We start from the raw sequence: 19092 nt of genomic DNA, 5'->3' as shown, positions 1-19092 counted from the left end.
GTCTGATGGATAAATTCCTAGTCCTTGGCGGCAATTAAAAGTGTTGTGTGTACATTCGCGTTTCAATAATTTCATCACATAATGGTTGTAATTGTTCCCGCTCGCTAACTTGCGCTTCAAACGTCATGTCCTCAACATAAGCAGTTTTATTGAGCCGCTTAGATAATGCTAGGGGCAGTTTTCGACCATTAATTTTGCACCGTAAATACGTTGCATTAGCATCCAGTTTGAACCCGTTGTGTTGATAAAAACGGTTAGCCGGCACATCCTCTTGCGTCCACAGTTCGCAGTAATGAATATCTTGATCCAACAGTCGTTTGCGCATTGCTTGCCATAAGTCCTTGGCAACACCTTGTCGACGATATTCTGGCAAAACCGCCAAATTCCAAATCATTGCACCGGATTCTTGTTTGTCCGTCATGCTCTTACTGTCGATTTCTGCATCAATCAGGCCGATAATTTTATTTTCTTGAACGACTATTAATTCAACACTGGGTCGTGCAAACGTTTGGCGGTGCTGTTGGACATCTTGAAAATAGCTAGAATCCATGAAAGATAGGACTCGGCATTGGAGCCAAGATAGTTCATCTGTGAGGTGGTAATCGCGAATTTGCATGAGAAAATCCTTTTTAAATCGTATTTTTGAACTGAAGCTAGATGACCAAACGAATCTCGTCCATTGTGAGTGGTCGTCTGTTGCCGCAATTTAGTCAACTTGGTTTTGTTTTTTACTTTTATATAGTCAAAACGCGTTCACACCCCCGCGAGCCTGTGCATAACCCGAAATAAGCACCGTAAAGGCAAAGTTCACCTTCACGGTGCTTATTTCATGTTATTGCTCGGCTCGCAACCCGGGGGTGTTCACGCTCTTACCAAATATGCACTCTCTTATCCGGTGCCAACCACATGCCGTCGCCTTCCTTTACATCGAAAGCGGTGTAGAAGTCGTCCAGATTTTGCGCCTGAACGTTGGCACGCAACTTATGTGGTGCGTGGACGTCGATACTCAACAACATTTGTTCATATTCTTGGCTGGCCTTCATGCACCAAACCTTAGCCCAGTTGGTGAAGAATTCCTTGCCAGAGAAGCTGTCATCTTCCTTAGCCGCTTCTAACGCACAGCTCAGGCCACCTTGGTCCGCAACGTTTTCAGAAACAACCAGCTTACCGTTAACTTTTTGACCTGCAAAATCAAGACCGTTAAATTCATCGATCATCGCTTGCGTCAACCCTTGGAAATGCTTCAAATCGGCTTCGGTCCACCAGTTATGCATGTTCCCGTACTCGTCGAATTGAGCACCATTATTGTCAAAAGCATGTGAAATTTCATGTGCCATAACAGCACCGATCCCACCAAAGTTTTCAGAACTCGTTTGCTTCAAGCTGTAGAATGGCGCCTGCAGAATGGCAGCTGGGAACACGATGATGTTGTTCGATGGGTCGTAATAGGCGTTAACCATCGCTGGATCCATGTAGTTCCACATCGTCCGGTCAACTGGCTTATCGATGTCATCAAAGTTAGCCTGAGCCGCAATCTTCGCAAAGTTCAATGCATTGCTGAATAAGGAGCCACCATCTGCTTCCGTCTTGACCACAAACTGCGCAAACACAGGATCAATTTTGTCAGGAAAACCAACGTTTGGAATCAATGTGTTCAACTTCAAAATAGCCTTGTCACGCGTATCTTTGCTTAACCAGTCATTGTTGGCTAAACGGTTTTTATAGACGTCAATCATTCGGTGAACCATGTCCATGACGTCATTCTTTGCCTTAGTACCGAAATACTTACGAGCGTAGTAATCACCAACGACCATGTTGAATTGACTGTAGGCTAAGCGGTAAGCACCCTTTTGTTTGTCAGGTGCTTCCTTAGTTCCCGTCAACGCACGGTTGTACTCACCGGCAATTACACGAGCATCGTTAGTTAAGTAGCCAGCACAGTTGCGGACCACCTTAACTAAGTACCAGCTCTTTACTTCATCAAAGTTATCAGCCGTTACAAGACTATCAAACGCTTCATAGAACTTAGGATCAGCAACGATAACGCGGTTAACCCGGTTATCAAGTGCTTCATCCACGTAAGCTTTTAAGTCCAGCACAGAACTGTGTTTGCCAAACTCTGATAAGTCTTGCGGGTTATACAGCTTGGGATAATCAGCCTTTTCTTCGCTACTCTTTTCGTGTTGAGCAAACTTCGCATCCAAAGCAACGGCTTGATCCAACGTTGTTTTGATCTCGTCATCACTAAAACCGGTAGCCTTGAACAGTTTTGTCATCATGCCACGGAACGCAGCCATTAGCTTAGGTGCTGCTTCATTGCCCTCCGCATAATAGGTTGTATCTGGCAGGATCAAACTTGGTGCGTCAACGTTTACAACACGATGTTTGGTATCCTTCATGTCAGGTTCAACGTCGATTGGAACTAAGGCGCCACTCCCCTGCTTAATGAAAGTCACTAACTGCTTTTGTAAGTCTTCAAAACTTGTTAAATCCTGAACCTGTTTTACCAGTGGCTTTAATGGCTCGAAACCAGCCTTATCACGAGCTGCGTAATCACTAGCTTGGTGGTAGAAAGCAATGAAGTTAGCCAGTAAAACGTTGTTTGGTTCCACTTTGCCATCCAACATGTCGCCAAAGTCACTCATCAATGTCTTTTCAATGTTTTCAACTAAGTCCGCAAAACCACCAGTAGTAGGTTTGTCAGCTGGAATCTTGGCCGTCTTTAGCCAGTCACCATTAACGCCTAAATACAAATCATCTTTAACATCTGCAGTACCCTCGTCTGAGCTAGTAGCGCCGCCGACTAATGCTGCAATGTGATTATTAACTGTCATATATACTGCCTCGTTTTCATATTGATTAGAAAATGGTTAAAACTCTCATTTAGTATAGCAATTCTCTCACCTAAACAAAAGGGATTCAGAAAACTCGGCCGTAAATGTTTGTAATCTTTGTTTATTGTCGCTACACTGCTGTTATTGAAATTATTTCGGTTACAATTTAAGGAGGATTCCTATGAGTTCTGTATTTCTAGTTGGTGCGCACGGTCATATTGGGCAACAGATTGTTGCCGATTTGGCAGAGAAAGGTATTACAGTCTTTGCTGGCATTCGTGACCTTGCACAGGCTGACGTATTCCCAGACAGTTCGTTTGTTCGCCCAACTGAGTTTGACCTCAACGCTCTGCCAGATAAAATGGCTGACCAGTTCAAGGCCACTGGCGCCGACACCATCGTCTTCTCCGCCGGTTCAGGCGGCAAAACTGGTGACGATCAAACCCTGATTGTTGATCTGGACGGTGCCGTGAAAACGATGGAAGCCGCTGAGCAGGCTGGCATCAAACGTTATATCATGGTCAGCTCCATCTTCAGCAATCACCGTGAAGCGTGGGACGCAAGCGGCATCAAGCCATACATGATTGCTAAACGTTACGCGGACGAAATGCTGAAACAAACGAGTCTCGACTACACTATCATTCGTCCTGGATATTTAACTAATGACGCCGGTACCGGTGAGATCACCATTAACCCAGCTGACGAAAAGGGCGTTAAAATTCCCCGTGCGGACGTCGCTGCAACCATTACCGAGTTGATCGACGCTCCCGACACAATTCGTCAGTCCTATACGATTGGCTCCGGTGACACACCGATTGATCAAGCATTCTAAAATATTCATATGCGATAACAAAACGACGCGTTGGCTCCTTATTGGAGTTGGCGCGTCGTTTGCGGTAAACTGACGGTAATTTTTATAAAGGAGTGCGATGGACATGAAACGAACCATGTTTAAGCATCTGATCCGGTTAACTCATCATTGACACATTTATCGACGGTTCTTGAATCTCAAACGATTATTAATCGTCAGCACTTTTCTAACCGATTTTTCAAACGCCACCCTTATTTTTCTATTTACCTTAATTATTGGTCAGCAAAAGTCTGCCTACTGGCTTAGTCTTCTCTGGGCCAGTTATTACGGTGGCAGTTTTGTTAGCCACTTAGTGATGGTGAGTTATGTAGATCGCCTAACAAGCCGATTTCTAATGCTGGGGTCAGAGGTTTCTCGCTGGCTGATTGTCACTACGTTGCTTGTTAATGGCAATTTCAATCGGCCATTGAATCTTGTCATCATTGTCTGTCTCCTAGGTATTGTTGAACCAATTTTCCACCCAGCAGAAGTCCGTTTGCTAACAGAAGCCTTTAGCCCAACGGAAATGGTTCAAATTAACGCAATTCTCGAGTTGTCAGGCCAATCCACCACGATTATCGGACCCTTCTTAGCCACGTTACTCACAACTTGGTTTAACGCTCGGTTTACGCTGACCGTAATGTCAGTTATCCTGTTTAGCTCTGTCATCATCGTATTAATGATGCCCACGAGTACAGTTGGCAAAAACAAGATTCCAGTTAGTTCACTCCAAACCAGCCTCAGTACGTTTATTCACTCATCAGCTCTACGCCACAGCGCCAGTCTGATGTTTTTACTGAATACGCTATTCATCGGGACCGTAGTGCCCGTGTTGCTTAAGTTCATCCAACGATTTGGTCCACATGCTAATTTTAATTACACGTTGTTGACCGCCAGTCAGTCAATCGGACTTATCCTAATGGCTGCGCACCTCGCCCACAAACCCGTGCACCAGACTAATCTGTTAAAGCGAAATTTATGCACTGTGCTTTTCATCGCGGGATTATTAGCTTTAATTAGTATGACCACTAAGCTTTATTTGCTAATCCTATGGTTTCTGCTAATTGGACTGCTTTCCGCTATCTTTGACGTTGAAAACAATCTGCTATTCCAAAATGCCAGCCCTCACAGTGAAATTGGGCGCATGTATGTTTTCAAAGGTTTGATAAACGTAGGTAGTGTGACATTAGGCACCATATTAGCTAACGTTGTCTTAAACTGGCTATCGGTTCAACAATTGTATTTTGGGTGCGCCGTCTTTTTATTACTGATTAGTCTGTGGCTACTGCTACACCACTCATTCAAGTAAGATACTTTTTAACCGCTTCGTATTTAACAAGTCGCTGATAACGCACTTAATTTTCAGAAGAGAAGGAAACAAAGTGAACGAAAATTATATACAAGGTTTACGTAAAGTGATTGGCCATCAACCACTCATTCTAGTCTTCGCTGGTGGCGTTCTTCGAAATAAGGACGGTGCAATCTTATTGCAACAATGATCAGACTCACGACTGTGGGGGTTCCCCGGCGGCATGCTTCAGTACGGTGAAGCGACTCGCCACGCGGTCATTCGGGAATTTCAAGAAGAAACGGGGCTCCTAACTAAAGTAACAGGACTGTTAGGCACCACTTCTGATTTCATCGCCCACTATCACAATGGTGATGTGGCGCAGACAGTTGGCATCATTTTCGAAATGCAGCTAGTATCCGGTCAACTTAATGCAGACAGCGATGAGACCAGCTCACTACGTTGGTTTTCGCTAAAAGATCATCCCCAATTGTTCAACAGTCAAGCTGAAATAATTTGGAAACATCTTCAACAATTCGACATTCCGTTTTATGATTAATGTGATTGGTCGAAACATTAAATTTCCGTCATCTATCTAATCGAAAAGGAGTGTTTGACATGGCAAATTATATTAAAGAGATTCGGTCACTTACCGGTCATCGCCCATTAATTTTGAATTCTTCAACTGGGTGTTTGCTAAACGATCAACAACAAATTTTATTCCAAGAACGCGCGGATACTGGCGGCTGGTGTCTACCAGGCGGTTATTTGGAATTCGGCGAGTCGTACAAGGAAGCGATGGTGCGTGAATTTAAAGAAGACACCGGGCTATCGGTTACAGTGAACCAAACACTCGGTGTCTTCGATAAGTATTTCTATACATACCCTAACGGCGATGAAACGCAAATTATTTCTACTTTGTTTGTTGTTAAAGAGGCTGGTGGTCACCTGTTGGATCAGGTAACCAATGAAACTACGGCTGTACGCTTTTTCGATTTGGAGAACACGCCAGCACTATTTTTCAAACAAAGTCAGGACATGCTTGATTGTCTAAAACAGTGGGTTGCCAAACAATAATTAGCCGTTGTTTGCTTTAAGGACACCAAAATCAGTATTCAGTAAAGTCCGTAACGTTTGCTCACCATCAGCACCCAACAATTCAATATACTGATCATTCAAAGTCGACCACATTTGCTTCAAGTCCGTTTGCAAATTCAGGCCGGCTTTTGTTAGTGCAACGGTAACGCTGCGGCCCTGGCTAGTCCGTTCGATGTAACCCTGGCGCTGTAGTTTATCTAAAAATCTTGTCACCGTGGACCGATCTAATGACAGTTCATCCGCAATTGCCGACGGGTTAATCGCATCCCCCGTATCCAAGTACATTAAAATGAACGCCGCAGTAGATGACAGCCCAAGCTTTTTAAACTGATCGTCACTAATCTTGGCAACAATTCGATTAACGCGCGCACTGGCGAAGTACAAACACTCATCAAAATTAATTTTGCTCATGAATTAGCCCTCCCGTTCGGCCTGGATAGCCGTCAAACCGCCATCGATCACGATTTCCTGGCCTGAAATGTAACTTGCTGCTGGTGATGCTAAGAACTGAACCGTGCTGGCAATCTCACTGGCATCACCGAAACGCCCCATCGGCACATTGGCAATTTTGTCCTCGAAACTAGCCTTACTCATATTCTGTTGATTGAACTGCTCTGTGTTCGTGTAACCCGGACTAACCGCGTTGATTCGAATGCCATGTGGTGCCAGTTCAAGCGCGAGCGATTTTGTCAGGTACGCGATGGCGGACTTTGTTGATGAATATAATGACGCCGTATCTAAACCACGATGATAAGTCCATGAGACATTTAGAATAACACTGCTCCCTTTAGGCATCATTGGCACGGCACGTTGGACAGTGAAAAAGACACCTTTATAGTTCAAATCAACGGACCGGTCAAAGTCATCTTCCGTAATTTCACCAAACGGTTTAAAAATGCCGAAACCTGCGTTGGCAAACAAAACATCAATGTGGTCATAGTCCTGTTTGATTGTTTTGAACACGTGATCAATTTCTGCCACTGAAGATAGATCAGCCACATAAGTCGTCAATGATGGATAATCGATCGCTACACGCTGGGTTTTCTCTGGATTACGTCCAATTACGATGACCTGATTCGCTTCATCTGCGGCAAACGCACGCGCCGTGGCCAAGCCAATTCCTGATGTGCCACCAGTAATTACAATTACTTTTTTCATAGTTTACTCTTTTCCTTTTGGTTGATTGTACACACAACTATAAACACAAAATAAAAATTGTCAATCATCTTTTTTCACAAAAATGACTGGCAACTTCTCGTTTGGATATTTAATCCGGCTTTCTACTAGCCGCAATAATCATATCAATGACGGCACTCAAAGGCGTCGTAACAGGATCGATCGTTTTAGCGGCCACCCGCTGTGCATACGTCGTAATCGTGACAAACCCCATGGTCAAGATAACGTCAGGGTCCATCTCACGTAACTCACCGTCTTCAACGCCCTTCTTTAGCTCTTTAAAAATTTGATCAAAGTTCAGTTCGGCCTCTTCCTGTGATAGATCTAACGTTGCCAATACAGGTGAGGCATTAAACTGCTGAATAAGCGCCATGTCATCAGGATCCTCGATAGCAAACTGATAAAGCGCTCGTGCAAACAGCGTTAGGTTTTCAGTAGCACTGCCCTTGGGCGAATAATGAGTCATTAAGTAATCCCCAATAAGCTGTTTACGGCTTAAAAAGGTCTGCTTAACGATATCTGCCTTATCCTTAAAGTAGATATAAATATTAGATTGCGAAATGCCTGCCGCTTTCGCTACTTTGGTTAGGGTCACGCCACTAATACCCTCTGAAATAATCATCTTTGTCGTCACGTCGAGGATATGCTGCCGACGATTTTCATCTTTTTCTCTCATGTTGTCACTATAAAAGAATTTAGATTCCTGGTCAAGATAAAAAGTCTTTTTAAATAAATGATTTACAAAGAATAAAAATTCTTTTATATTAAAACACGTTCAATTGAATCCAGTTACTCATTTATTTTTTTGCTCAATAAAAGAATTTATATTCCTTAAAGGAGATTATTAACATGACTAAACCCGTTGTGATCATTACTGGTGCATCCTCAGGCATGGGTGAATCCGCGGCCAAACAATTCTTTGACGCTGGTTATACTGTTTACGCCGGCGCCCGCCGCATTGAAAAAATGGCGCACTTGTCTAAATTAGGTATCCACACCTTTCATTTGGACGTCACCGACCCCCAATCTAACCAGGCTTTTGTCGATCAGGTACTAAAAGACGCTGGTCGGATTGATATCCTAATTAATAACGCTGGCTATGGCTCTTTTGGCGCGCTGGAAGATGTCTCCCCCGAAGAAGCCAAGCAACAATTCGATGTGAATGTTTTTGGGGCCATGAACCTAACCCAACTGGTATTGCCAACGATGCGGGCTCAACATTCAGGTCGGATCATCAACAATTCATCCATCGTTGGTCAAATTTATGCACCACTTGGTGGCTGGTACTTTGCTTCAAAACACGCTTTTGAGGCGCTCAGTGATTCACTTCGTTTGGAGGTCAAACAGTTCGGTATCGACGTTATCATCACCGAACCCGGTGGTACCAATACGAACTGGCTGAAAATTTCCGCGGACCACCTCATCGCGGCTACACCAGCCAACTCAGCGTATCGCAAGATGGTCGATGATTTTACCAGCGCAACACCATCTGGTCTAGAAACGGCAGATCAAATCGGCGCTTTAATGCTCAAAGTTGCTCAAATCAAGCACCCAAAAACTCGTTATCAAGCCACAATGCGCGATAAATGGATGGTCATTGCAGCTCGCAAACTTTCTTACCGAATGTTTGACCGCATGGTAAGTGGCGGACTATAAAGCGTGCGTTAAAGTATTGATATTAAAGGATTTATAACTTAATCAAGACACCATAAAATCCTAACGAAAACGGTACGGAAACCTCATCAAAATTGAGCCATAAAAAAGAGCAGTCGTCTCACCTTTGATAAGGTGACGATTGCTCTTTTGTCGTTTCCACCACCACTTTTGCGGATCGGCAGGGGATGTTCATTGCCATGATGTTCTTTCAACATTGCAGTTACATCATGTTCGCTAAAAGTTTAAGACCAAAAACCATCTACAGTGAAACGGGACGGCCACATATCGTGACTGCCCCGCTTTTTAATCGCTTAATATTTTATAATTTATAAGTCCAAATCATCATCATTTTTCCTCTGTAATCGCAATGCATGCGTCGAATAAATTTAATACCGATTCTCCATCGTGAACGTGACCAAGTTTGCATCAGCCGCATCGCGAAAACCAACTGCGGTATAAAACCCGACGGTCTTCGGCTCGTTTTCAGTCAGCAAATGGACCTGCCCGATATTCTTCAGTCGCGCCATCGCTGTCATCATCAACTGTCGGCCGATCCCCTGTCGTTGGTATTCAGGCAACACCAAAACATCTTGAATAAAGGCAATCGACACCTCATCAGTCACATAGCGTAGCAACCCCACGAGCTTTTCGCCATCGAACGCCGCAAGGTTGACTGAATGCGCAATCGCTGTCATCAGTGCTTCCGAATTTTGCGTATAGGCAATCCATCCGTTCGCTTTGTACAGTGTTACAACAGCCTGTTCGTCCATCGTCGAAACGGTTTTAATATTAATCATTTAATTGTCCTCCACTTTACTTAACGTCTCAGCAAAGTGCAGTTTTACGTTTGTCACACCCCATAGATAGTGACCTCCGAACTTCTTATTAATTTCATTATTGCGAAATCATTTTATGCATGTCCACTAATTTAATGGATCAGGTAATGCTAGTAATGTCGCTAATCCCAAACGTAGCGCCGTTTGTCGAGCCGAACGGCCCCAATCACGTTTATCATAGGCATCGGCATGAGCTAACGAATCAGCCGTAAAGAAAAACTGACCAAAATCGACACCGCGAAACTGGGCGCAAGCGGCCAACGCAGCACATTCCATTTCCACCGTTTGATAACCTGCAGCGCGGTATTGATCAACCAACTTTTCAGTTTCCCGAAAGTACCCGTCTGTCGTCCACGTATTCACGCGGGTAATCGTCTCATGGTGCTGGCTGATAGTTGTCTCAATTGCCTGCTGCATTACCGGATTCAATGTTACCGTCGTGTCTGCAGGCAAATAATGATAGGATGTCCCTTCATCGCGCAACGCATTCATTGGCAACAAGAAGGCACCCTCAGCGTGATCTGTTAACACGCCACAACTGCCCATACTGATAATTTGCTTAACACCGTGCCCAATCAAATAATCCAAAATCTGCGTCGCAGCGGGAGCTCCGAGTGGCGCCTGCATCACTGTCAATTGCTGACCATTAACTGCAATTCGCAAAATCGGAAATTCTCTGGTAATACAGCTAAACGTTCCTATCTCGGCTGGATGATATGGTCGTAAAAAAGTTACCAAGTCTGCGGTTTCTACAAATGCAAATAGACACTTCGTTTCCGCAATGATTTCGGGGTCTTCATGCGGATCGGTGACGCCCACCTGGTTTGTGTCAAAGTTAAATAATGGTGATTCTGTCATCGTCCTCATCCCCTCATCGAATTTTAATGTTAAGATTACACTTAACTTGATTATTCGTCTACCTCGTTGCAACTTTTTGATTGCAAGTTTGCAAACGGTCAGTAAACTAAAGGCAGAGTGTAAAGATCCAACAGGCACTCCATAATCAGACATTTGAAGAGAGACGGAGGTATGACATGGATTATCGAATTGCGGTGTTATCAGACAGTCATGGTAATGCATCGGCATTGAGTGTTGCCCTCAGTGACGCGAAAAAGCATGGTGTCGATGAAGTGTGGTCACTGGGTGATATTGCACTTGGCGGCGCGACATCAGCGGAATGTTATGACTTATTGGAACAAGTTGGCGCTACTAAGTACCTTATGGGCAACTGGGAAAGTGACTACAACTTTATCATGGGCAAACCGAAAAAAGGTGTGAACTTTGACGATCCCACTGATGTTTACTTCACCATTTTGGCCCAGTATGAGCATGCCCGCTACACGCCTCAACGAGAGGCGCAGTTACGTAATCTACCTATGACCGGTCGAAAAGTTCTTGATAATCTCGTTTTCACGATGTCACATAATCTCCCGACTAAGAATCACGGTCACTCGCTATTTCCTACTGAAACACAAGCAAACTTCGACGTCCTCACCGAAAATAATCCCGCCGCAGATGTGGCCCTTTACGCGCACACGCATACGCCCGTTTGGCGATATACCTCAAATGGTCAGATGGTATTGAATCCCGGTTCCATCGGTCAAATCTGGTTTACCCGCGATAAACTGTTGGCCAATCGTGCAGCCAGTTACCTATTACTCACAATCTCAGAAAAAGGCATTGAAGACGTTGATTTTCGCCGTGTCCCGTATGACATGGACGGCGAATTGCAGCGTGCCAAAGACCTGCACTTCCCATATGTCGATTTATATCAAAAACTGATGTTCACCGGGCACGCCTCAACTCATGATGCCGCTACCCTAACTAAGGTCAACGCAGAACATCATTATCGTGAGCAGGCCATCGAATTTCTAAACAGTTTACCGACTCCTGAAAGTCAGGACAATGCTGATGATATGCCAGGTAAAGGTGACCATTAGACTGATTTAAATTTTTTGATGAAAGGCGGCTATAACTATGAACGATGAAGAACTAATCCAGCTTGGCTTATCTGGTAAAGCTCCCTTAAAAGTAATCCTGGCCGGCTGGACTGAGTCGAACACAGATGGTCAAAAGGTTGGCGTGGTCGGTTTGCTTTATGTCACAACTGACGTTCAGCGGGCCCAACAACAGCTCACTCACCTGCGCAAACAGAACCCGGAACATTACTATATGGTTTACAGTGTGCCTTATGATACGGATTTATCGACTCTATCCCACTGGCCAACGCTTGAAATTGAGCCAGAAGATCTCGCTTAGTTTAGGTTACAGCGTGCGTTTCATAATCAGGTCGCGCTGGACGGAGGAACCGAGTTGGAATACGTGGTCGCCGGCTAGTTGGAACCCGATTTTATGATAGAATTTGCGAGCTGCATCATTGTGTTTTCAAACGCCTAGCCACAGTGCACTTTTGTGCAAATCTTCGGCAGTGGTAACTGCCTGATTGAATAATTGCGTGCCCAATCCTTGACGCTTAAACGTTGGCAGAATGTAAATCCGTTGTATTTCTAGCGCATCTGCCCCCATTTTCTCCGTTTGTGCCTCGCCAACGTTCAGTTTGAGATAACCCGCAACCGCCTGATCTACTTTAATAAAGTAGAACCAGGATTCCGGATTATTGATTTCTGTCAACAATTGATCAACTGAGTAAGCGCGGTCAAGATAGTCTTGTAAATCGGTCGAGCTGTTTTCAGAGCCAAATGTATCTTGAAACGTTGCGCAACTGACCTCACGTAGCGTTGTTACGTCTTGTGGTGTGACTGCTGCTATTTGTACTGTCATAAATCCTCCATGGTTGTTAGTAATCTCGTGGGACGCCCGCTTTGACAGACTTCCAGTCTTCGTTAACGTTAACGGTCATGCGTTCTAAAAGAGTGGCCAACTGTTGGGCCTCTGCTTTTGAAAAGCCTTGCAGGGTTTTGTCAGTCGAATACGCATTTTCCCGTTTGAGTCGTGGATAAACGGCCGTTCCTTTTGCCGTTGGGTAAAGTTCATAATTTTTAAGGTTTGTTTCGCTGTGTTGACGTGTAATAAAACCATTGTTAACCAGCTTTTTTATCGCCTGTGACACCGTCGTGCGATCCACCATTACGAGTTCCGCCAACCGCCCCTGAACGATGCCGGGATTTTCGCAGATTCTCACAAGATACAGATACTGGCCTTTGGTAAGGTCGATGTTCTGGAAATCAATATTAGAAATCGCATCTAATGCACGTGAAATTTTACCGATAGAACGTAATACATCTTCCATATTTCTCTCCTGTTAACTAGTTTGTTATGAAGATTATACAGTATTTTGTTGTAATTAAAACAAAATGTTTCATATTATTTCTTTTTTCGCTTGTTTACAAGGAAAAATCTCCGTGATCCAAATAACATTGTCATAACGAACAACAGGTCAGTTGGCTCAAATATTCGAGCCAACTGACCTGTTGTTTTGTACACTTTAATTAACTGAATCAGACAATGCATGCGGTTTGTCTTCTACCTTAAAAGGATTAACAACACTGATTCTCTCACGTATGCGTGAATCAAACGCCTTTAATCGTGGTGCGACACGTCGTCAAAGCAAAACACTTTCTTGTCATTGGAAACAAGCTTATTCTATTATTAGAACAAATCAACAAGGGAGATGTAGACCATGCTAAAACTTTTACAATATCTCGTATACCCTAAAGAATCCTCACAGACACAAACGCTAAACAATCGCCTATTAAATGGACTATTGTGGGCCGCGGTGTTAAGTCTTCCCTTCACACTAGTCAGTTTGGCGTTAGATTGGCCTGCTGGTAGTCTCGGCCACGGCACCAGTCTCTTAGCTTTATTAACTATTTTAATCTATATGTTTGGCGGGGTTTCAATTGGAAAGCTCATTCGCAGCCAAGATCCAAATGGCACGCTTAAAAATCAAAACAAGACACGCCGTTGGCTCATTCTAAGATCGGCGTTTGCCGGGATTGATTTAGCTATCTTCTTTTTCTTATTAACTCTAATTCTCAATCCAATAACTGGCGACACCAGCGTTAATCGCCTCCCCTTCAACGCACTAATAGATTTAGGTGTTGGTTTAGTGATTGCACTCTTGGCGTATGCTGTTTCCGCATCCGTTGCGAGTGACAAACGCCGTCATAATTAGACCTTTAATACTAAATAAGGCAATCACAATTGATTCCAAACAATATCGTCAACGCTCGTATACCCACTGTCATCATTAATACGACTACGCGCACCTTAGTCATCGGTCCATTGTTTTCGAGATACAGCGTTTCAGCAACTGAATACCAGTTTTTACTTGGAATAATGGCAGCGTCATCGTTTCCATTGTTATTAACACTCATCGCGTTAGCCTGCCTATATTTTACAAATTTTCTAAAAAATCAATCTGTCGGTTTGCAATTACGTGGCAGGCGCTTCTCATAGTGGGACCACGCCGACCAGATTTTGACAATGTGCTCACGTTTACTGACCGTATATACAACACGATGCTGATTGTTTATACGACAAGAATAAATTTTTCTGTTGTGAGGAACCATTAATTCCCAACCATTGAGTTCACGACTATACGGGTTTTCTTTCAAGATTTTAACAATGGCCATGTAGTTTTCAAACAGACCAGCTGCAATAAGCACTGGTTCATCATCATTTTTAACTTTCTTATGAGGAATAACAGTAAATGCATTCACGGTTAGTAAGCATTTTGGGGATCAAAATCACTTGGGCCTTCATGATCCATTCTGTCTTTGACAACATCTAAAACACCATTTTCTTTCAAGAAAGCCAACTCTCTGTCTTTCTCGTACTCTTCATACTGATCCTTGCTAATGATTACCGCACCATTGTTATGAACATGGTTCTCTGACTGGAGCGTTATTTCAACGGGTTGATTGTGAGCAACGACGTCATTGACGACCGTGTAAAGCTCTTTGCGTAATTTAGTTGGTGTATATGTTTTCATTTTTCCACACTCCTAGAATTAATAATAGCATTTTAGCGTACGCTATGACGTACGTCAATTTATTTGATTTTTAAATGGTCACTAAATACTCAGAATACCAGTAGTTAACTGAGTATTGATTTTGAAAAAAAGCGCCACATCGCACTCCTTGAGCGTTTGCTATGCTTTGGCCGTAAGCAGCGTAAATTGAAACTATCTTTGTTTGTTAACGTTATACGGTCGTCGAAATTATGTTTGTTTTTAAAGTGCTTGAATTTACACTTTAAGTGCAACACTAATTAAATAAAGAATGGCCCATGGCCAAATTTCTGTAAAATGATGTTTGCGAAAACAATCATGAAAGGGAACAAATGAATAATCGTCCCCGTAAATGTCTCGGATGGAAAACGCCTTATGAAATATTCTTTAATGTAGTGTTGCACTTAATTTGACAATTCAAGTGAATATAAACTGAACTTTTGGCATTTACTACAGTTTGGAATTGTACGACTTTTAACTAAGAATCATGTTCAGCAGTTCACTGATAAAACATCGAAGTTAATCCAAACAAAGTTAATCCAATCAACAAAATCACAAAATAGCCAACATACAGTTTTTCATTTCTATTTAGCTTATTTTTTGCTTGATACGCGTTCTGCATACAATATAAAAAAATGAGTAAAAAACTGTAGCCTGCTAAACCGAACAACGTATAAGCTGTAATCGTACTTTTGAGCACTTCGTTCATTTTTGAGATAAAGGGTAGAATTCCAACTACAAATAAAGCGATAATTGTTGGAGCGATGGATATTGTCTTTTTCATCTTAATATCCCCTTTGTTCTATAGCCAATGTTAGTTTGTACCAATAACTTTAACGCTATGATTCGATAACCATATTTTATCTTACACATTTATATCTGTCATTTATCCAAGCTTGAAAACCATCATTTCAGTATAACCGCAACGAAAGTTTTCAAAATCAGACAAAAAAGTCGCTAACCACAATTTACACGTGATTAGCGACTTCATTTTATTTAACTTCAATCCCAAACATCCCAATTAACTGAGCGGCCTGATACTGGCTCACGACCAGTCCGCTAGCTAAGTTGGCGCTCATACTCAACGTGTCAAACTCCGCCTCATGCCAGTCAAAACCTTTCAACCGTGTTTCGACAAAGTCGGCCCCAGTTAGCCGCGAGCCATCGAACTTAATGGTTTTCTTAGCTCGGATGGCCTGAAATGCACTTTCAAGTAAGTCGCAATTTAAAAATTTGCTATTTTCTACGCGCATTTCGCTGAAGTTTGCGTATGTTAGTTTGCAGGCATCAAATGTCGTGTTCTTCATCACAGATTCGCTAAAATCACTGCCGGCTAACTGTAAACTCTTCAAGTTGCAATCGAACCAGCTCGTCTCACGCCAAGTCGCATTTAAAAACTGACTGTGCGTCCACGTTACGCGGCTAAAATCGCCGTTATCAAAGTTTGTTTGATCGAACGTGCAGTGGTCAAAGCTCGCATCCATCAGTCGAATCGGCGCATTGGAAACTGTGAAATGACACTTCACATAATGGTGATCCGGTTCTACATCGTCCAACGACAATGTTTGGCCCTCGACTATATTTATGTCTGTCATTTCTGTCTCCTATCTACTTATCTGACTTCCGTAAACTCAGCTTTTCAACGTTCAGTACTTCATCAATCCAGTCGTCGTAAAAGCCTTCCTCATGACTAACCATAATCAAATTGCCCCGGAACTTGTTCAGGGCATCAGCCAAGGCATGCTTTGTTTCATCATCCAAATGGTTGGTCGGTTCGTCCATGATTAGGAAGTTTGATGGCGTCAATTCCATGACAGCCAGCTTGACCTTCGTTTGTTCACCACCAGAAAGCAGGTTCATCGGCTTCATGACGTTAGCAGCATTGATCCCAGCCGCACCCAGTTTAGTCCGGATCGTTTTCGGCAACATGGTCGGAAATTCATCCTGAATAATTTGCAAAGGCGTCTTGCTGTCATCGTCCCACACCAAATCTTGGCTGAAGTAGTTAACCTTGGCAGATGGCGAAAACTCAGCTTCACCAGACAATGGCTTTAGCTGACCAAGAATGGACTTGATCAAAGTCGATTTACCGACCCCATTGAACCCGGCAAACGCAATCTTCTGACCGGTACCCAGCGTAAACGTCACGGGTGCAAGCAACGGATGTTCATATCCAACAGAGATTTTACGAACCACCAATGCGTTTTGCGAACCCGTATCCAAATATGGAAAGTCAAATCGTGCCTGCAATGCATCTGACGGTGGATCGATCCGATCCATATGTTTTAGCATCTTCTCACGTGATTTGGCCAAGTTAGAGTGTGAACCAGCCTTGAACTTAGAAATCAGCTTTTCGTTCTTTTCGATCACGACACGCTGTTTCTCGTAAGCCTTTTCTTGCGCCTCACGCTTCTCTTCCTTCTGCTTCATGGCCTTCTTGAAACTGCCACGATACTTCGTGATCTGACCAAACGAAACGTCACAGATGGCGTTTGTCACAGCTTCCAAGAAGTCATAGTCATGTGAAATGACCATCGCGGCACCTTCAAAGCCATTCAGATAATCTTCCAGCCACTGAATGTGTGAAACATCCAAGTAGTTAGTCGGTTCATCCAACAGAATGACATCAGGATTTTCCAGCAACAACTTAGCCAAAATAATCTTTGACCGTTGCCCACCAGACATTTCTGAAACGACGTGGTCCTTGCCGATTTCGTTCAACCCTAAACCACTGATGACCCGTTCAATTTCAGTTTCAACTTCGTAAAAGTTACGTGCCGCCAGTTCATCCTGAATTCGCCCAGCCTTTTCCAGCAACTTGTCATCCATGGATTCAGCATAATCTGCGTAGTACTTCTGCATTTGCTCGTCCATAGCGTACAAGTCAGCATAAGCCGTGTGCAAAAATTGAATCAGCGTCATCCCTTCTGGAATGTCAGCGTACTGATCCAAGTAACCAATACGAATATTTTTTTGCCACTTAATGCTACCTTCAACAGGCAACACCGTGCCCGTTAAAATTTTAATCAATGTTGATTTACCGGCACCGTTCTGTCCGACAATCCCGAGATGTTCACCCTTCTCTAATTGAAAGCTGGCATCTTCATATAAGTTTTTATCGGCGAAGCTCATCGATAAACCAGATACTTCTAACAAACTCATTTCGTTACTCTCTTTTTCCCTTAGTCGTGCTGTGTCCGATAGAAAACCGGCATGTCCAAAACGTCCATCCCGGCCCTTTAAATCGCGTTTTTAATTTCATCCAGCGACCGTTTGACACAGTCTTCTTCATATATACAGTATTTAATAATATAACACACTCGCGAGGGCTTTTACCAATGCGAACCCACACCTTAAACCCGCTTCGTTCCCTCAAAGAAAAGATAGGGAGATACAACAATGAAACGCGAACTCCGCGAAAAGCATCTAAAAAGATTTAACCATGTTTACTACAGTGAAAAACATCTTTCTAAGAAAATTGACACTTTACCTTATTGGATGGACTCTTACGGGTATTGGCTTAATAAGGAAGATGAAAATAATTTACCAAAATATTATCGTCGCTTCCGGGCAGGAATCGTTGTAATGGTTGACTTTGGAGTCCGAATTGGCAGTGAAATAAGTCAGGGACATTTTGCACTAGTCCTATCAAAAAAAGATTCTATCTACAACAGAAATCTAATTGTGGTACCACTCAGCTCTAAAGATCATAGAAAACAAAATTATTTACCACTAGGTGATGCTCTCTTTTCAAATATCTTGATTCATTTTCAAAAACAAATTTCTCTTTTGAGAGATAAACTCATCCACCTATCAACACGCATTAAGAGCGTTCCTTCAGAATTAGATATCAACTTTTCAAACGCAGAAATAGCCTTTTTGAAAGCACGCAATCTTGATATCCGATCATTTGACAAAAATCTAGAAATAGAAAATTATCAAGCTAGCGGTTTGTATCATTTCATAAATCAATTGAAGAACGTTTCTAACCATGAAGATATCAATTCGATTGAACTATTCATTAAACACGCAGAGGCTATTTTCACTCAGGCAGACAAAATAAACATGGAAGCCAAACAAATTGACGCCGAATTATCACAGTTAACCATTTTACAAAAGAAAATTGCCAAATATAACAAAAACACTTTTGTTGATGTCGCAAACATTCAAGCAATTAGTAAGCTGAGAATTAAAAAATTCTCGACGTATAACATTTCCGAAAATATTATTTTCCACGATGCCATTCTGAAAAGAGTTAAAGACAGATTAATGGATTTTATTTAATTGGCAAATTCTATAATTAATTCGAACAAAAAACTCAAAGTGATTGCTTACAATGGTAGTGGTCGAATACTAACATTGTGAGGAGAATTACTTTGAGC

Annotated in this window: 23 protein-coding genes; 9 read left to right on the top strand and 14 right to left on the bottom strand. The window is 42.8% G+C overall.

Going from position 1 to position 19092, the window contains the following annotated elements; all coding sequences use genetic code 11:
• Window positions 1–34 precede the first annotated feature (34 nt).
• Complete coding sequence (locus GB992_RS07420) at window positions 35–550, bottom strand: GNAT family N-acetyltransferase (protein ID WP_161001869.1); 516 nt, start codon at window positions 548–550, stop codon at window positions 35–37.
• 319 nt (window positions 551–869) lie between these two features.
• Window positions 870–2834: a M13 family metallopeptidase gene (locus tag GB992_RS07415; RefSeq protein WP_191989549.1), complete on the bottom strand. Its 1965-nt coding sequence runs from the start codon at window positions 2832–2834 to the stop codon at window positions 870–872.
• A 181-nt stretch (window positions 2835–3015) separates the two neighbouring features.
• Here GB992_RS07415 and GB992_RS07410 point away from each other — a divergent pair, with 181 nt between their 5' ends.
• From GB992_RS07410 to GB992_RS07395, 4 genes are all read left to right on the top strand, one after another.
• A complete protein-coding gene (locus GB992_RS07410) occupies window positions 3016–3666 on the top strand; it encodes an SDR family oxidoreductase (RefSeq protein ID WP_161001868.1) in 651 nt (216 codons plus the stop codon).
• 169 nt (window positions 3667–3835) lie between these two features.
• Window positions 3836–4993 carry an MFS transporter gene (locus GB992_RS07405; protein ID WP_161001867.1) on the top strand — a complete coding sequence of 386 codons (1158 nt, stop codon included), beginning with the start codon at window positions 3836–3838 and terminating at the stop codon, window positions 4991–4993.
• Between the two features lie 202 nt (window positions 4994–5195).
• Window positions 5196–5531, top strand: a complete 336-nt coding sequence (locus GB992_RS11765) for an NUDIX domain-containing protein (protein WP_284142937.1) — start codon at window positions 5196–5198, stop codon at window positions 5529–5531.
• Window positions 5532–5590: 59 nt separating this feature from the next.
• The gene (locus tag GB992_RS07395; RefSeq protein WP_161001866.1) at window positions 5591–6049 is read left to right on the top strand and encodes an NUDIX hydrolase; all 459 of its coding nucleotides are present in this window, start codon (window positions 5591–5593) and stop codon (window positions 6047–6049) included.
• On the opposite strand, the gene GB992_RS07390 is transcribed toward GB992_RS07395, so the two are convergent.
• The 3 genes from GB992_RS07390 to GB992_RS07380 form a co-directional block, all read right to left on the bottom strand.
• Window positions 6050–6481 (bottom strand): MarR family winged helix-turn-helix transcriptional regulator, encoded by a 432-nt coding sequence (locus GB992_RS07390; protein ID WP_161001865.1) that lies wholly within the window; start codon window positions 6479–6481, stop codon window positions 6050–6052.
• A gap of 3 nt (window positions 6482–6484) precedes the next feature.
• Window positions 6485–7228 (bottom strand): SDR family NAD(P)-dependent oxidoreductase, encoded by a 744-nt coding sequence (locus GB992_RS07385; protein ID WP_161001864.1) that lies wholly within the window; start codon window positions 7226–7228, stop codon window positions 6485–6487.
• A gap of 109 nt (window positions 7229–7337) precedes the next feature.
• The gene (locus tag GB992_RS07380; RefSeq protein ID WP_161001863.1) at window positions 7338–7922 is read right to left on the bottom strand and encodes a TetR/AcrR family transcriptional regulator; all 585 of its coding nucleotides are present in this window, start codon (window positions 7920–7922) and stop codon (window positions 7338–7340) included.
• 173 nt (window positions 7923–8095) lie between these two features.
• On the opposite strand from GB992_RS07380, the gene GB992_RS07375 reads away from it, so the two are divergent.
• Window positions 8096–8902 (top strand): oxidoreductase, encoded by an 807-nt coding sequence (locus GB992_RS07375; RefSeq protein ID WP_161001862.1) that lies wholly within the window; start codon window positions 8096–8098, stop codon window positions 8900–8902.
• Between the two features lie 386 nt (window positions 8903–9288).
• On the opposite strand, the gene GB992_RS07370 is transcribed toward GB992_RS07375, so the two are convergent.
• Window positions 9289–9699: a GNAT family N-acetyltransferase gene (locus GB992_RS07370; RefSeq protein ID WP_161001861.1), complete on the bottom strand. Its 411-nt coding sequence runs from the start codon at window positions 9697–9699 to the stop codon at window positions 9289–9291.
• Window positions 9700–9825: 126 nt separating this feature from the next.
• Complete coding sequence (locus GB992_RS07365) at window positions 9826–10596, bottom strand: nucleoside phosphorylase (RefSeq protein ID WP_161001860.1); 771 nt, start codon at window positions 10594–10596, stop codon at window positions 9826–9828.
• 176 nt (window positions 10597–10772) lie between these two features.
• Here GB992_RS07365 and GB992_RS07360 point away from each other — a divergent pair, with 176 nt between their 5' ends.
• Both GB992_RS07360 and GB992_RS07355 read left to right on the top strand, forming a co-directional pair.
• Window positions 10773–11678, top strand: a complete 906-nt coding sequence (locus GB992_RS07360) for a metallophosphoesterase family protein (RefSeq protein WP_161001859.1) — start codon at window positions 10773–10775, stop codon at window positions 11676–11678.
• Between the two features lie 37 nt (window positions 11679–11715).
• Entirely contained in the window at window positions 11716–11997 is a 282-nt protein-coding gene (locus GB992_RS07355; protein WP_161001858.1) for a hypothetical protein, read from the top strand.
• Window positions 11998–12123: 126 nt separating this feature from the next.
• Here GB992_RS07355 and GB992_RS07350 read toward each other — a convergent pair whose 3' ends face one another.
• The gene (locus tag GB992_RS07350) at window positions 12124–12519 is read right to left on the bottom strand and encodes a GNAT family N-acetyltransferase (protein WP_347877375.1); all 396 of its coding nucleotides are present in this window, start codon (window positions 12517–12519) and stop codon (window positions 12124–12126) included.
• Between the two features lie 16 nt (window positions 12520–12535).
• Window positions 12536–12988, bottom strand: a complete 453-nt coding sequence (locus tag GB992_RS07345) for a MarR family winged helix-turn-helix transcriptional regulator (RefSeq protein ID WP_161001857.1) — start codon at window positions 12986–12988, stop codon at window positions 12536–12538.
• A 390-nt stretch (window positions 12989–13378) separates the two neighbouring features.
• Here GB992_RS07345 and GB992_RS07340 point away from each other — a divergent pair, with 390 nt between their 5' ends.
• On the top strand, window positions 13379–13873 hold the full coding sequence (locus GB992_RS07340; protein WP_161001856.1) for a hypothetical protein: 495 nt from the start codon (window positions 13379–13381) through the stop codon (window positions 13871–13873).
• A gap of 10 nt (window positions 13874–13883) precedes the next feature.
• Here the strand turns inward: GB992_RS07340 and GB992_RS07335 are convergent, their stop codons facing one another.
• The 5 genes from GB992_RS07335 to GB992_RS07315 form a co-directional block, all read right to left on the bottom strand.
• On the bottom strand, window positions 13884–14075 hold the full coding sequence (locus GB992_RS07335; protein WP_161001855.1) for a hypothetical protein: 192 nt from the start codon (window positions 14073–14075) through the stop codon (window positions 13884–13886).
• A 347-nt stretch (window positions 14076–14422) separates the two neighbouring features.
• Window positions 14423–14692, bottom strand: coding sequence for a type II toxin-antitoxin system Phd/YefM family antitoxin (locus GB992_RS07330; RefSeq protein ID WP_161001854.1), 270 nt, complete (start codon window positions 14690–14692; stop codon window positions 14423–14425).
• A 517-nt stretch (window positions 14693–15209) separates the two neighbouring features.
• A complete protein-coding gene (locus GB992_RS07325) occupies window positions 15210–15494 on the bottom strand; it encodes a LasU family protein (protein WP_161001853.1) in 285 nt (94 codons plus the stop codon).
• A gap of 208 nt (window positions 15495–15702) precedes the next feature.
• Entirely contained in the window at window positions 15703–16305 is a 603-nt protein-coding gene (locus tag GB992_RS07320) for a pentapeptide repeat-containing protein (protein ID WP_161001852.1), read from the bottom strand.
• A 13-nt stretch (window positions 16306–16318) separates the two neighbouring features.
• Window positions 16319–17872: an ABC-F family ATP-binding cassette domain-containing protein gene (locus tag GB992_RS07315; RefSeq protein WP_017260428.1), complete on the bottom strand. Its 1554-nt coding sequence runs from the start codon at window positions 17870–17872 to the stop codon at window positions 16319–16321.
• A 237-nt stretch (window positions 17873–18109) separates the two neighbouring features.
• Here GB992_RS07315 and GB992_RS07310 point away from each other — a divergent pair, with 237 nt between their 5' ends.
• A complete protein-coding gene (locus tag GB992_RS07310) occupies window positions 18110–18994 on the top strand; it encodes a type II toxin-antitoxin system PemK/MazF family toxin (RefSeq protein ID WP_161001851.1) in 885 nt (294 codons plus the stop codon).
• Window positions 18995–19092: the final 98 nt, after the last annotated feature.

The organism is Furfurilactobacillus milii, assembly GCF_009863985.1.
In the GTDB taxonomy this organism is placed as follows: Bacteria; Bacillota; Bacilli; order Lactobacillales; family Lactobacillaceae; genus Furfurilactobacillus; species Furfurilactobacillus milii_A.
The sequence above is the reverse complement of the archived record's forward strand: the minus strand, read 5'-3'. Positions and strand labels throughout refer to the sequence as shown.